Consider the following 12,823-nt stretch of genomic DNA (forward strand, 5'->3'; position numbering starts at 1 on the left):
GAGCTCCGGTCCGGGACCCTGACCCCGGACCGGGGCTCGGGGGACCCGGCGCCCCGCGCGGAGGGGTTCAGCGCACGCCGAACCCGTACACCGTCGCCGAGCGGAACACCTCGCCCGGCCGCAGGACGGTGTCCGGGAACTCCGGGCGGTTCGGGGAGTCGGGGAAGTGCTGCGTCTCCAGCGCGACGCCGGCGCCGGGGGCGAAGGGCGCGCCGATGTGGTCCGCGGTGTACAGCTGCATCCCGGGCTCGGTGGTCGCCACCGTCAGCATCCGGCCCGACCCCGGGTCGTACAGCTCGGCGACCTCCGCGGGCTCCGGTGTCACGCCCTTGTCGAGCACGAGGTTGTGGTCGTACCCGGTGCCGACCTCGCGCCCCCGGCGGAAGTCGAAGCGGGTGCCGGTCACGTCGGCGAGCTCACCCGTCGGGATCAGGTCCGCGTCGACCGGGGTGAAGCGGGAGGCCGCCACCCGCAGCTCGTGCCCGGCCGCGCTGCCGGAGCCGGCCAGGTTCCAGTACGAGTGGTTCGTCGGGTTCACCGGGGTCGGCGCGTCCGTCACCGCCTCGTAGGCGATGCCCAGCGCGCCCCGCTCGTCCAGCGTGTACGTCACCGAGACCTCCAGACGGCCCGGGAAGCCCTCCTCGCCGTGCGGACTGACCCGGGTGAGGCGCAGACCGTGCCCGACCGCCGTCACGTCCCACACCCGCTTGTCGAAGCCCCGCTCCCCGCCGTGCAGCGAGTTCGGCCCGTTGTTCGGGGCGAGCGCGTACGTGACCCCGTCCAGGGGGAAGCGCGCGCCCGCGATCCGGTTGGCGTACCGGCCGATCAGGGCGCCCAGGAAGGGCTCCGGATGGGCGAGGTAGCCGTCGAGGTCGGGGAAGCCCAGCACCACGTCTCCGGCCCGTCCCTCCCGGTCCGGCACCTCCACGCTCTGCACGATCCCGCCGTAGGACAGGATCCGCACCCGCACGCCCGCCCGCTCCAGGGTCCAGCGGTGCACCGGGGTGCCGTCGGGAAGTGTGCCGAAGAGTTCGTTCATGTGCGAAACGATAGGTCACGGCCTCCCCGGCACGTCACGGCTTCCCCGGCACGTCACGGCCTTCCCGGCGCGTCACCGTCGCTCCGCCGACTCACGGCCGCTTCGCGGTGACCTTCCGGTGGGCGATCTCCGCCAGCCTGGCCTGTCCGTCGACACTGGGGTGGAACCAGTCCCAGCGGCTCAGCTGACCGGTGCCGAAGCGGTACTCGTACACCGCGCCGTCGTCGTGGCGGCACCGGAGGTCCGCGACGCAGACCTCCTTCAGCACCTCGTTGTAGTCCTCCACCCGCTTCTGCACCGTCGCGCGCCGCAGCGTCGCCGCCGCGTCCAGCGCGTCCGCGTCGCCCAGCATCGACGGGCAGATGCCCAGCTTCCAGACCTGCTTGCCCAGCGCGTTGGTCCGCCCCTGCGACCACAGCCGCTTCAGGTTCGGCACGCTCGCCACGTACACCTGAGCCTTGGGCAACGCCTTGCGCAGGGTGTTCATCGCCTCCTGGAAGTCGGCGCGGAAGTCGGCCACCGGCGTCATCGCCGCCACCGTGTCCCGGCAGGCGTCGTTCGCCCCGACCATCACCGTCACCAGTTGCGGAGCGCGCCGCACCGCCCGCGCCATCTGGCCCGGCAGATCCGCCATCCGGGCCCCGGTCACCGCGTGGTTCCAGCTCCGCTCGGCCGCGCCCGCCCTGCCCAGCAGCCGCACCGCGAGACTGTCGACCTCGTCGCTGCTGCCCGTCGCCCACGACACCTCGGGGCAGTCCGTCAGCACCGCGCAGGCGTCGAAGCCGGTGGTGATGGAGTCGCCGACGGCGGCGACGGAGGAGGGACTGGTGTCCCACACGGGCGTGGGACTCGGGGACGGCTCGCCCTGCCGCACGCCCGTACCGGGCGCGGTGGCACCGCCGACGGCGTCGCAGCCGGCCGTCCCCAGGACGGCGGCCGTCACCACGGCGAGAACGGCCCGTGAGCGGCGGCGCCGCCCCAGCGTCGCCCGATCCAATTCCGTCGCCTCCCCGCACATCGTGGTGTCACCCGTCCCCCCACCCATAACAACGCCCGGGGGTTCCCGCTCGGCGGACGGCAACGTCTCGCCCCGTACAGGCGTCCTGCCGGGTGAATGGTGGACGTTTCCCGACACCGGGACCGACGGTACGTCACACTCCTTGCGCCGTCGCACGGTAGCCTCGCCATCAACGCGGCCCGCCGGGTCGCTGCCGTTCCGTCCGTTCCAAGATGTCCCGCTCAGCCCGGAGGTTCCGGTGACGACTCGTGGAGTTCTGTACGTGCACTCCGCGCCGCGCGCGCTGTGCCCGCACGTCGAGTGGGCCGTCGCCGGGGTGCTCGGCACGCGCGTCAGCCTGGACTGGATCCGCCAGCCGGCCGCCCCGGGCACCTGGCGCTCGGAGTTCTCCTGGCAGGGGCAGGCCGGTACCGCCTCCAAGCTCGCCTCCGCGCTGCGCGGCTGGCAGATGCTGCGCTTCGAGGTCACCGCGGAGCCCTGCCCCACCGCCGAGGGCGAGCGCTACAGCTGCACCCCCGACCTGGGCATCTTCCACGCCGTCACCGGCATGCACGGCGACATCCTGATCCCCGAGGACCGGCTGCGCGCCGCCCTGGTCCGCTCCCGCGGCGGCGAGACCGACCTGGAGGCGGAGATCGCCAAGCTCCTGGGCAAGCCCTGGGACGACGAACTGGAGCCGTTCCGCTACGCCGGCGAGGGCGCCCCGGTGCGCTGGCTGCACCAGGTGGTCTGACCGGGCTCCCCCCCCGCCGCCCGACACGCGGAAGCCCCCCACCCGTGAGGGTGGGGGGCTTCCGGCGCGTGACGGCGTGGCTCACACCGTCCGGAACGCCAGCACCACGTTGTGTCCGCCGAACCCGAAGGAGTCGTTCAGCGCGGCGATCCTGCCCTCGACGGGCAGCTTGCGCGCCTCGCCGCGGACCACGTCCGCGTTCGCCTCGGCCTCGGGGTCGAGGTTCTCGACGTTGATGGTCGGCGGGGCCACCCGGTGGTACAGCGCGAGCACCGTCGCCACCGACTCCACGCCGCCGGCACCGCCGAGCAGGTGACCGGTCATCGACTTGGTGGCGGAGACCGCCATGTGGTCGACGTCGTCGCCGAAGACCTTGCGCAGCGCCTTCAGCTCGGCGATGTCACCGGCCGGCGTCGAGGTGGCGTGCGCGTTGACGTGCACGATCTCGGCCGGGTCCAGGTCGGTGCGGTCCAGCAGGTTCTGCAGGGCGTGCGAGATGCCGCGCCCCTCCGGCTCCGGCTGCACGATGTCGTGGGAGTCGGCGGAGACGCCCTGGCCGACCGCCTCCGCGTAGACGCGGGCGCCGCGCCGGGCGGCGTGCTCGGCGGACTCCAGGACGATCACGCCCGCGCCCTCGCCGAGGACGAAGCCGTCACGGGCGACGTCGTAGGGGCGCGAGGCGCCCTCGGGGTCGTCGTTGTTCTTGGACATCGCCATCATGTTGCCGAACGCGGCGATCGGCAGCGGGTGGATCGCCGCCTCCGTGCCGCCCGCGACCACGACGTCGGCGCGGCCGGTGCGGATCATCTCGATGGCGTAGCCGATGGCCTCCGCGCCCGAGGCGCAGGCCGAGACCGGGGTGTGCACGCCCGCGCGGGCGCCCACGGCCAGGCCCACGTTGGCCGAGGGGCCGTTCGGCATCAGCATGGGGACGGTGTGCGGGGAGACGCGGCGGACGCCCTTCTCCTTCAGCACGTCGTACTGGTCCAGCAGGGTCGTCACGCCGCCGATGCCGGAGGCGATGACCGTGCCGAGCCGGTCCGGGTCGACGTTCGGGTCCTCACCGGCCTTGCCCTCGAAGCCGGCGTCGGCCCACGCCTCCTTGGCCGCGACCAGCGCGAACTGCGCCGAGCGGTCCAGGCGGCGGGCCTGCGGCCGGGGGATGACCTCGGTGGGTTCCACGGCCACGGTGGCCGCGATGCGGACCGCCTGCTCGGCGGCCCACTCCTGCTGCAGGGGCTTGACGCCGGAACGTCCGGCGACCAGGCCCTCCCAGGTAGAGGCCGCGTCGCCACCCAGCGGTGTGGTTGCGCCGATACCGGTGACGACCACGGTGCGATTGGTCGAGCTCACGGGAATTCTTTCTCCAACGGATACGAGGATTCGTACGGCGCCACCGCCGGGTGGCGGGGCCGGGCTCAGCGCCCGAGCAGGGCTCAGGCCTGGTGCTTGAGGATGTACTCGGTCGCGTCGCCGACGGTCTTGAGGTTCTTGACGTCGTCGTCCGGGATCTTGACGTCGAAGCGCTCTTCGGCGGCGACGACGACCTCGACCATGGACAGCGAGTCGACGTCCAGGTCGTCGGTGAAGGACTTGTCCAGCTGGACGTCCTCAACCGGGATGCCGGCGATCTCGTTCACGATCTCCGCGAGACCGGCGACGATCTCTTCCTGAGTGGCGGCCATGGTGGCGCTCCTTCGTTGTGATTCCAGAGGGTGTGGCGCCCGCCGCGTCAGCGGCAGGTGGTGCGGTTCCCGTACCGGATCCCATGATCCGGCACGGAGTGCCTAGGGGAGGGTAACGACCGATGCGGCGTAGACGAGACCCGCCCCGAAGCCGATGACGAGCGCGGTGTCGCCGCTCTTCGCCTCGCCGGTCGCCAGGAGCCGCTCCATCGCGAGCGGGATCGAGGCGGCCGAGGTGTTGCCGGTGGTGCGGATGTCACGGGCGACCGTGACGTGCTCCGGCAGTTTGAGGGTCTTCACCATCGAGTCGATGATCCGCACGTTGGCCTGGTGCGGGATGAAGACGTCCAGGTCGTCCGCGGTGATCCCGGCCGCGTCCAGCGCCTGCTGGGCGACCTTCGCCATCTCGAACACGGCCCAGCGGAACACCGCCTGGCCTTCCTGGGTGATCGCGGGGAACTTCTCGACCGTCCCGTCGCGGTAGTCCGTCCACGGCACGGTCTGCTTGATGGTCTCGGACTTGTCGCCCTCCGAGCCCCACACGGTCGGGCCGATCGCGGGCTCCTGGGACGGACCGACGACCACCGCGCCGGCGCCGTCGCCGAACAGGAAGGCGGTCGCCCGGTCCTCCAGGTCGGTCAGGTCGCTCAGCCGCTCCACGCCGATGACCAGGACGTACTCCGCCGACCCCTCGACGACCATGCCCTTGGCGAGCGTGAGGCCGTAGCCGAAGCCCGCGCAGCCGGCCGAGATGTCGAAGGCGGCGGCCTTGTCCGTGCCCAGCCTGTGGGCGATCTCGGTGGCGATGGCCGGGGTCTGGGCGAAGTGCGACACGGTCGACACGACCACGGCGCCGATCCGTGCGGCGTCGATCCCGGCGTCCGCGATCGCCTTGCCGGAGGCCTCGACGGACATCGCCGCGACGGTCTCCTCGGGCGACGCCCAGTGCCGCGTCTCGATGCCGGAGCGCGAGCGGATCCACTCGTCGGACGAGTCGATCGTCTCCAGGATCACCTCGTTCGGCACGACCCGGGTGGGCCGGTAGCCGCCCACACCGAGGATGCGCGCGTACGGGGCGCCCTTGCTGGGCTTGATCTTCGCCATGCGGGTCGGCTCCTTAGGGCGGTCAGGCGGCGTGCTCGGCGATGAGCGCGCGGGCCGCGTCGAGGTCGGCGGGGGTCTTCAGCGCCAGCGTCTTCACACCGGGCAGCGCACGCCTGGCGAGTCCGGTCAGGGTGCCGCCGGGGCAGACCTCCAGCAGGGCGGTCACGCCGAGCTCCTTGAAGGTCTCCATGCACAGGTCCCAGCGGACCGGGTTCGCGACCTGGCCGACCAGGCGCTCGAGCACCTCGGCACCGGTCGCCACGGCCGCGCCGTCCTTGTTCGACACGTAGGGGACCTTCGGGTCGCCCGGCGTCAGGTCCGCGGCGGCCCGCGCCAGCGTGTCGACCGCGGGAGCCATGTGGTGGGTGTGGAAGGCGCCGGCGACCTTGAGCGCGACGACCTTGCGCACGCCCTCGGGCTTGTCCGCCTCGAGCGCGGCGAGCTGCTCCTCGGTGCCGGCCGCCACGATCTGGCCCGCGCCGTTGATGTTCGCCGGGGTCAGGCCCAGCTTCTCCAGGTGCTTCACGGTCACCTCGGGGTCGCCGCCGAGCAGCGCCGCCATACCGGTCTCGGTGACCGCGGCGGCGTCGGCCATGGCCAGGCCCCGGGTGCGGACCAGGCTCAGCGCGGCGGTGTCGTCGAGGACACCCGCGAAGGCGGCGGCGGTGATCTCACCGACGCTGTGGCCGGCGACCGCGCCGGGCGCGATGTCCTCCATGGCACCGAGTGCCGAGGCGGACAGCAGTCCGGCCGCGACCAGCAGCGGCTGGGCGACGGCCGTGTCGCGGATCGCGTCCGCGTCTGCCCGCGTGCCGTAGTGGACGAGGTCGAGTCCGATGGCGTCGGACCAGGCGGCGACGCGGTCCGCGGCACCGGGGAGGTCGAGCCATTCAGTCAGGAAGCCGGGCGTCTGGGCGCCCTGGCCGGGAGCGACGAGTACGAGCACTCTCACACTCTCTCTTGGGGACGGTCGCGACCGCCCGTGAGGACAGGGACGAAGAACACGAGGGGCTTTTGTGGAGCCCCGACAAAACACTAGGGCTGGAGATCACCATCGGCCAGACGCCCCAGGATCAGGGCGATCCGCAGCGTGAAGGCTGAGCGTACATCGGAGGGCGACCATCCGGTGACGTCTGTCACACGTCGGAGCCGGTAACGGACGGTGTTGGGGTGAACGAACAGCATCCGCGCCGCGCCCTCGAGACTGCTCGCCTGTTCGAGATAGACGCTGAGCGTCTCCAGCAGCGCGGCCCCGGCCTCCTCCAGCGGTCTGTAGATCTCCTCCACCAGTTGCTCGCGGGCCGAGGGGTCCCCGGCCATCGCCCGCTCCGGGAGCAGGTCGTCCGCCAGCACCGGGCGCGGGGCGTCCTGCCAGGCGGAACACGCCTTGAGCCCCGCCGCGGCGGCCTGCGCCGACCGGGTCGCGGCCAGCAGGTCCGGCACCACCGGACCGGCCACCACCGGACCCGGCGCATACGGCCCGATCAGCGACTTCGCGACGCCCAGCGGGTTGTCGCTGCCGCCCGCGATCACCACCAGCCGGTCCCCGAGCACCCCGGTCAGCACCTGGAGCTTGGCGTGCCGGGCGGCCCGCCGGATCGCCTCCACGGTCAGCTCCGAATCGCCGTCGGGCGCGGTGCCCAGCACCACGCACACGTGCTCGGGCGAGTTCCACCCGAGGGCGGCGGCCCGGGACACGGCCCCCTCGTCGGCCTCGCCGCTGAGCACGGCGTTCACCACCAGCGACTCCAGGCGCGCGTCCCAGGCACCCCGTGCCTCGGCCGCCTGCGCGTACACCTGGGCGGTGGCGAAGGCGATCTCCCGGGCGTAGACGAGGAGGGCCTCGCGCAGCACGGACTCGTCGCCCGGTGCCGCCACCTCGTCGATGGCCGTCTCCATGACCTCGATGGTGGTGCGCACCATCTCCACGGTCTGCCGCAGCGTGATGGCCCGGGTCAGCTCGCGCGGCGCGGTGCCGAAGACGTCGGTGGAGATGGCCTGCGGGGCGTCGGGGTGCCGGAACCACTCGGTGAAGGCGGCGATGCCCGCCTGGGCGACCAGCCCGATCCAGGAACGGTTCTCCGGGGGCATGGCCCGGTACCAGGGCAGCGTCTCGTCCATCCGCGTGATGGCCTGCGCGGCCAGGCTGCCGGACGACTTCTCCAGCCGCTTCAGCGTCGCGGCGTGCGGGTGGGCGGGGCGTGCTGCGGATTCGGTGGCGCTGGTTTCGGGTTCGGGCACGGGGACAAGCCTGCCTCATCCGGACGGAAGCACGTCCCCCCGGGTCTACCGTGGACTCCGTGATCGACGTACGGCGCGCGCACGAGCGCTACCGGGGCGGTGAGCCGGCGGCCGGGATCGAGACCCGGCACGCCTTCTCCTTCGGCCCCCACTACGACCCCGACAACCTCCGCTTCGGCGCGGTGATCGCCTGCAACGAGGAGCACCTGGCCCCCGGCGCCGGCTTCGACGAGCACCCGCACAGCCACACCGAGATCGTGACCTGGGTGGTGGAGGGCGAGCTGACCCACCGGGACTCCACGGGACGGGAGACGGTGGTCCGCCCCGGCGACGTCCAGCGCCTGAGCGCCGCGTCCGGGGTGCGGCACGTGGAACGCAACGACGGCGACGTCCCCTTGGTCTTCCTCCAGATGTGGCTGACCCCGGGGGAGCCGGACGGGGCCCCCTCCTACGAGGTCGTCCGCGGCCTGGCCGACTCCGCCCCCTACGCCCTCCCGGAGGCCGGCGCGACGCTCCACGTCCGCCGCCTGACGGAGGGCGGGCGCACGGCCGTCCCGGACGCCGCGTACGTGTACGCCCACGTGGTGCGCGGCGAAGTGACCCTGGACGGCGAGACCCTGGGCCCGGGGGACGCGGCCCGCATCACCGACGCGAAGGACCTGGAGGCGACCGCCGTGAGCCCGACGGCGGAGCTGCTGCTGTGGGAGATGCGGGGGACGAGGCGAACCTGAGGACGCGGGGAGCCGCAGCCGCTCCCGCCTCCTTTCCTCTCCCCTTGTCGTCGATTCCTGAGCGGGTGCCGACGGCCCTCGAGCGGCTAGAGTGCCGCTGCGACGCGATGAGGGGGGCACCATGGCCAAGGTCAACATCAGTCTCGACGCCGAACTCGTGGTGGAGGTGATGGTCCTGGCCGGGATCGGCTCACCCCAGGACGCGATCGAGGCCGTGGTGCGGGACTACATCGCCCGTGGTCACCGGACGGAGGCCCGCACCGAGCTCAAGGACCAGAACCTGCGCGAGATCGACCTCAAACCGCAGGAGCCACAGGGCTGAGCCGCCCTGCGCCGCGTTTCAGCGCAGGCCGCCGACGAACGCCTGCCAGGCGTCGGCGCCGACGGTGACGACCGGGCCGGACGGATTCTTGCTGTCGCGCACGGGAACGGTTCCGGTGGGACAGTTGGCGGCGACCTCGACGCAGTCACCGCCGGTGTTTCCGCTGTAACTGGACTTACGCCACCGGCTGTTCCTCGGACTGGGAGCGGTGTCCATAGCGTTCCTCCATCACGCGGATGATCAGTTCCGCCGAATCCTCCACGGAGAGCGCGGCAGCCTGCAAGCGAGCGTAACGGAGCGCGGCCTCTTTGATGGTCTGGGAATCCGCCGTCATGTGGCCGGAGATGAGGTCCTCCGTGTAGACCACATCCGGGTCGTCCTCGAAGCGGAGGAAGTTGAACGACCCGGCAAGACTGGCATGTCCACCGATCTCGTTCGGTAGCACCTGTACATGCATCCACCGGTGACCGGTGAGTTCCAACATGTAGGCGAGTTGACGCCGCATCACCTCGGGACCGCCGATCGGCCGGTGCAATACGGCCTCGTCAAGGATCACCCAGGTCAACGGCGGTTGTTCGCGCTCCAGAATGCGCTGACGCTCCATCCGGGCGGACAGCAGACCTTCCAGGTCATCGGGCGCCCCGGTGGCGAGCACTGCCCGCGCGTACTCCTCCGTCTGCAGCAGCCCGTACACCACCTGCGCCTGATACGTGGAGATGTACGTCGCCTTCGCCTCCATCTCCGCGTACGGCTGGAACCAGGTGGGGAGTTGGCTGCGCAGGACCAGGCCGATGAGGCGGGAGAAGAGGCCGTCCGTGCCGAGGGCCGCGTCGACGCGTTCGGAGAAGTCGCGGGTGGGGACCTTCTTCGTGGTCTCGATCTGGCCGATCAGCGAGCCCGTGCAGAAGATGATCTCGCCGAGCTGTCCCTGCTTGAGGCCGTGCGCCTCGCGCTGGCGGCGCAGTTCCCAGCCGTAGTAGTCGAGCGGGGAGGCGGTGGGGTCGAGGGACTGGATGTTGACCACGGCGGCACCTCGCGGGCGGGACGGCGGGCTGCAACGCCTCGCGTCGTTCGTTTCTTTGCGTAGTCGAGCGTAAGCACTGCGTTGCAGTCTTGTGGCGTGAATCACGCAACTGGTCCGCGTACCGCGGACATCGCGAGGGAGTACCGCGCCGAGTTCGCCGTGGGGGAGCACTCGGCCCGGCATCTGCGCCGCATCCTGCGGCTGTACCTCACCGGGGCGGGACTGGCCGGCCTGACCGATGCCGCCGAGCTGGCGCTCACGGAGCTGGTCGCCAACGTCGTGCGGCACGTGCCCGGCCGTCGCTGCCGCATCTGCTTCCTGCTGCGGCCCGGCGGGGTGCGGGTGGAGGTCGCCGACGGCTGCCCGCGGTTGCCCGCCCGGGCCGTCGCCGACGGGCTCGGCGAGGGCGGACGCGGACTGGTGATCGTGGACGCCGTCACCGACCGGTGGGGTGTCGCCGTCCGTCCCGACGGGCGGGGCAAGACGGTGTGGTTCGAGTGCCTGGCCGGTGCCTGAGGCGTACGGCGGTGCCGGGACAGCTCGGTCGTCCGCACGGAAGTCCCGCCCCGGCACGGCGGACCGTGACGGGGCGGGACCGGGGAGGGGAAGGGGCGACCTCCGGCCTCACCGGCCGCCGGTCGTCGCCGGGTCAGACGGTCAGAACGTCAGGCCCCAGCTGTTGATGTAGCCGGTGTCGCCGGAGTAGCTGTCCGTGACCCGCAGCTTCCACGTGCCGTTGGCCGTCTCCGAGGAGGCGTTCACGGTGTAGGTGGTCTTGATGTTGTCCGCGGAGCCGCCGGTGCCGGACGACTTGAGGGTGTAGACCGAGCCGTCGGGGGCGACGAGCTGGACCGTCAGGTCACCTATGTAGGTGTGGACGATGTCGACCGGCACCTGCAGGGCCGACGGCGCGTTGCCGGAGACACCGGTGACGGTGATCGGGGACTCGACGGTCGCCCGGTCCCGGATGGTGTAGTCCGCGGTGTTGGTGAAGGTCTTGCCCACCGGCGGGGTGCTGCCGCCACCGGTGCCGACGTACAGCAGGCGGTTCGGGGAGCCCGTGCCCGGGTTGGTGACCGCGCCGGAGACGGAGCCCGCGATCAGCGCGGAGGTGACCTGCGCGGGAGTGGCCGACGGGTTGTCCGCGAGGTACAGGGCCGCGGCGCCCGCGACGTGCGGGGTGGCCATCGAGGTGCCGGAGATGCTGTTGGTGGCGCTGTCGCCGGTGTGCCAGGCGGAGGTGATGGACGAGCCCGGAGCGAAGATGTCCAGGTTCGAGCCGTAGTTCGAGTAGCTGGCGCGGGCGTCCGTGCTGGTGGTGGCGCCGACGGTGATCGCCTCGGAGACCCGGGCCGGCGAGCCGGTCGCGGTGGTGGACTCGTTGCCCGCGGCGACCGCGAAGGTCACGCCGGCGGAGATGGCGTTGCGTACCGCGTTGTCCAGGGTGGTGCTGGCGCCGCCACCGAGCGACATGTTGGCGACGGCCGGGAGGACCGCGTTGTCGGCGACCCAGTCGACGCCGTCGATCACGCCGGCGGTGGTGCCGGAGCCGTTGTTGTCGAGGACGCGGACGCCCACGATGGAGGCCTTCTTGGCGACGCCGTGGGAGGTGCCCGCCACCGTGCCGGCGACATGGGTGCCGTGGCCGTTGCCGTCCTGGGCGACGTAGTCGCCGTCGACGGCGTCGTAGCCGTTGCGGGCGCGGCCGCCGAAGTCGCTGTGGGAGATGCGCACACCGGTGTCGATGATGTAGGCGGTGACGCCCTGACCGGCCGTGTCGTCGTACGTGTACGAGCTGTTCAGGGGCAGTGCGGTCTGGTCGATGCGGTCCAGGCCCCACGACGGCGGGTTGGTCTGGGTCGCCTGGGTGGTGAAGGTGCGGTTCTGCTCGACCAGCGCGACCGAGGGGTCGGCGGCCAGCCTGGCGGCCTCCGCCTCGGTGGCCTCGACGGTGTAGCCGTTGACGGCCTGGCGGAAGGTGTGCTCGACCTTGGCGCCGTGCTTCTTCGCGACTCCCTTGCCCCGGGCGGAGCCGGCCTTGGTGTCCGCCTTCAGGGTGACGATGTAGCTGTCCTTGACGGCGTTCGGCGCGTCCGCGTAGGCGATCGTCCCGGTCGCGGGCTCGGCGGCGTTCGCGGGGAGAGCGGTGAAGAGACCGCCGGTGAGAGCGGCCGCGACGACCGCACTGGCTCCGGCGAGCGTTCTGCGTCCGGAGTTTCGCATCACTGCCATCTGAGGGTTCCTCCTCAATAGGTGGTGCGTGGGTGGGGGGAAGGTGTGTCCGCGTGAGGCGCACGAACCGAACGTCCGCACCGGCCCTTCCGGACGGACATGCGGCAGGTACATGCCAAACACGGGCGCCACGACCGTGTCTGCATTTCCCTGTCGCCAGGCGAAAGATTGAAGGGTCTACGCGGATTGCACAAGGGGTCTTGCCTCGCGGTAACTTCCCCGCCACACAAGCGAAGTGACAGAATGCCACCAACCGGCACAGACACGCTGGGTAAACGAGATCACCGTCACAGTGGCTCCGTGGGACCGCGCCGGTTCCTCCCGGTGGCGCGCGCCGTTCGCCCTCTTCGCCCCGGCGACCTGCCGCTCTCCGCTCCCTGGGTGGGCGTCAAGACGCATTCGCGCCAGTCCGGTTCGCGTCCGCCCCGGTCCTGCACCCACCCGTCCCCGGTCACGCGGAGTGAGGGGTGGCGGGCAAGCTCCCGATTTTCCTTACCCCTTCAACGACTTCACCCGCCGGGCTCGGTCACGTCCACCCCTCGGCGTGCCGCGGTCCGGGCCGGCGATTTTCGGCCGTGCGGTGACCGGACGGTTCGTCCCCACCGCCGGAGCCGCCGCTTCCGCACGTGCACCGGCCTCCTCGGGCCGCCCCGGCCCCCTCGGACCGCCCCGGCCCCGCCCGCCGAGCGTCTCG

The 12,823-nt window shown here is 71.8% G+C and carries 14 protein-coding genes; 4 read left to right on the forward strand and 10 right to left on the reverse strand.

All coding sequences use genetic code 11. From position 1 onward, the window contains the following. Nucleotides 1-67: 67 nt before the first annotated feature. Both B7L92_RS23435 and B7L92_RS23440 read right to left on the reverse strand, forming a co-directional pair. On the reverse strand, nucleotides 68-1,039 hold the full coding sequence (locus B7L92_RS23435; protein ID WP_081239415.1) for an aldose epimerase family protein: 972 nt from the start codon (nucleotides 1,037-1,039) through the stop codon (nucleotides 68-70). Between the two features lie 91 nt (nucleotides 1,040-1,130). Next, on the reverse strand, nucleotides 1,131-2,057 hold the full coding sequence (locus B7L92_RS23440) for an SGNH/GDSL hydrolase family protein (protein ID WP_081239416.1): 927 nt from the start codon (nucleotides 2,055-2,057) through the stop codon (nucleotides 1,131-1,133). Between the two features lie 238 nt (nucleotides 2,058-2,295). Here B7L92_RS23440 and B7L92_RS23445 point away from each other — a divergent pair, with 238 nt between their 5' ends. Beyond that, nucleotides 2,296-2,790 carry a DUF3145 domain-containing protein gene (locus B7L92_RS23445; protein WP_081239417.1) on the forward strand — a complete coding sequence of 165 codons (495 nt, stop codon included), beginning with the start codon at nucleotides 2,296-2,298 and terminating at the stop codon, nucleotides 2,788-2,790. An 81-nt stretch (nucleotides 2,791-2,871) separates the two neighbouring features. Here B7L92_RS23445 and fabF read toward each other — a convergent pair whose 3' ends face one another. From fabF to fasR, 5 genes are all read right to left on the reverse strand, one after another. Continuing rightward, complete coding sequence (fabF, locus tag B7L92_RS23450) at nucleotides 2,872-4,143, reverse strand: beta-ketoacyl-ACP synthase II (protein WP_081239418.1); 1,272 nt, start codon at nucleotides 4,141-4,143, stop codon at nucleotides 2,872-2,874. 83 nt (nucleotides 4,144-4,226) lie between these two features. Next, entirely contained in the window at nucleotides 4,227-4,475 is a 249-nt protein-coding gene (locus tag B7L92_RS23455; RefSeq protein WP_004988657.1) for an acyl carrier protein, read from the reverse strand. 102 nt (nucleotides 4,476-4,577) lie between these two features. Continuing rightward, nucleotides 4,578-5,579, reverse strand: coding sequence for a ketoacyl-ACP synthase III (locus B7L92_RS23460; RefSeq protein WP_081239419.1), 1,002 nt, complete (start codon nucleotides 5,577-5,579; stop codon nucleotides 4,578-4,580). A gap of 22 nt (nucleotides 5,580-5,601) precedes the next feature. After that, complete coding sequence (locus tag B7L92_RS23465; RefSeq protein ID WP_081239420.1) at nucleotides 5,602-6,525, reverse strand: ACP S-malonyltransferase; 924 nt, start codon at nucleotides 6,523-6,525, stop codon at nucleotides 5,602-5,604. An 89-nt stretch (nucleotides 6,526-6,614) separates the two neighbouring features. After that, nucleotides 6,615-7,820 (reverse strand): fatty acid biosynthesis transcriptional regulator FasR, encoded by a 1,206-nt coding sequence (gene fasR, locus B7L92_RS23470; protein ID WP_081239421.1) that lies wholly within the window; start codon nucleotides 7,818-7,820, stop codon nucleotides 6,615-6,617. A gap of 50 nt (nucleotides 7,821-7,870) precedes the next feature. On the opposite strand from fasR, the gene B7L92_RS23475 reads away from it, so the two are divergent. Continuing rightward, nucleotides 7,871-8,551, forward strand: a complete 681-nt coding sequence (locus B7L92_RS23475) for a pirin family protein (protein ID WP_081239422.1) — start codon at nucleotides 7,871-7,873, stop codon at nucleotides 8,549-8,551. A 121-nt stretch (nucleotides 8,552-8,672) separates the two neighbouring features. After that, a complete protein-coding gene (locus B7L92_RS23480) occupies nucleotides 8,673-8,873 on the forward strand; it encodes a type II toxin-antitoxin system VapB family antitoxin (RefSeq protein WP_081239423.1) in 201 nt (66 codons plus the stop codon). Nucleotides 8,874-8,891: 18 nt separating this feature from the next. Here the strand turns inward: B7L92_RS23480 and B7L92_RS23485 are convergent, their stop codons facing one another. Together B7L92_RS23485 and B7L92_RS23490 are read right to left on the reverse strand one after the other, a co-directional pair. Beyond that, nucleotides 8,892-9,089 (reverse strand): DUF397 domain-containing protein, encoded by a 198-nt coding sequence (locus B7L92_RS23485; protein ID WP_081239424.1) that lies wholly within the window; start codon nucleotides 9,087-9,089, stop codon nucleotides 8,892-8,894. Beyond that, nucleotides 9,049-9,897, reverse strand: coding sequence for a helix-turn-helix domain-containing protein (locus B7L92_RS23490; RefSeq protein WP_081239425.1), 849 nt, complete (start codon nucleotides 9,895-9,897; stop codon nucleotides 9,049-9,051). Before B7L92_RS23490 ends, B7L92_RS23485 begins: the two co-directional genes overlap by 41 nt. Nucleotides 9,898-9,993: 96 nt before the next feature. Between B7L92_RS23490 and B7L92_RS23495 the strand changes: the two genes are divergently transcribed. Continuing rightward, entirely contained in the window at nucleotides 9,994-10,413 is a 420-nt protein-coding gene (locus B7L92_RS23495; RefSeq protein ID WP_081239426.1) for an ATP-binding protein, read from the forward strand. 141 nt (nucleotides 10,414-10,554) lie between these two features. On the opposite strand, the gene B7L92_RS23500 is transcribed toward B7L92_RS23495, so the two are convergent. Then, entirely contained in the window at nucleotides 10,555-12,129 is a 1,575-nt protein-coding gene (locus B7L92_RS23500) for a S8 family peptidase (protein WP_081239427.1), read from the reverse strand. Nucleotides 12,130-12,823 lie beyond the last annotated feature (694 nt).

It is taken from the genome of Streptomyces viridosporus (assembly GCF_002078235.1).
In the GTDB taxonomy this organism is placed as follows: domain Bacteria; phylum Actinomycetota; class Actinomycetes; order Streptomycetales; family Streptomycetaceae; genus Streptomyces; species Streptomyces viridosporus.